This window comes from Microbispora sp. KK1-11, assembly GCF_006874435.1.
GTDB lineage: Bacteria > Actinomycetota > Actinomycetes > Streptosporangiales > Streptosporangiaceae > Microbispora > Microbispora catharanthi.
The window spans coordinates 1-435 of sequence record NZ_VIRJ01000139.1 but is presented as its reverse complement, the minus strand read 5'-3'; the positions used below and the strand labels follow the sequence as shown (position 1 = coordinate 435).

Sequence of the window (435 nt, the reverse complement as noted above, 5' to 3'; positions counted from 1 at the left end):
GTCTCCGGTAGAGGGTTCATCGACCAAGAAGAACCTGAACACCGGAGACCTCGTTGGCCACCTTAGCGGTGACGAGGCGGTTCGACCTGACTGATGCGCAGTGGGCGCGGCTGGAGCCGCTGCTGCCCGCGCCGAGCAGACCAGGGCGGCCGTCGAAGTGGACCAAGCGGCAGCTCATCGACGGGATCCGGTGGCGGGTGCGGGTCGGCGCTCCCTGGCGGGACGTGCCGGAATGCTACGGCTCCTGGCAGGCGGTGTACGCCCTGTTCCGCCGCTGGCAGCGTGCCGGTGTCTGGCAAAAGATCCTCACCGGGCTGCAGGCCCTGGCTGATGCCGCCGAACTGATCACCTGGCAGGTCGGGGTCGATTCCACCATCGTGCGGGCCCACCAGCACGCGGCAGGCGCGCCGCGTAAGCCCCACCTGCAGGCCGAAC

General features: G+C 69.2%; 1 protein-coding gene. It reads left to right on the top strand.

What is annotated here, in order from left to right; all coding sequences use genetic code 11:
* Positions 1–53: 53 nt before the first annotated feature.
* On the top strand, positions 54–435 hold a 382-nt coding region (locus tag FLW16_RS43100; protein WP_142566734.1), incomplete at its 3' end, for an IS5 family transposase.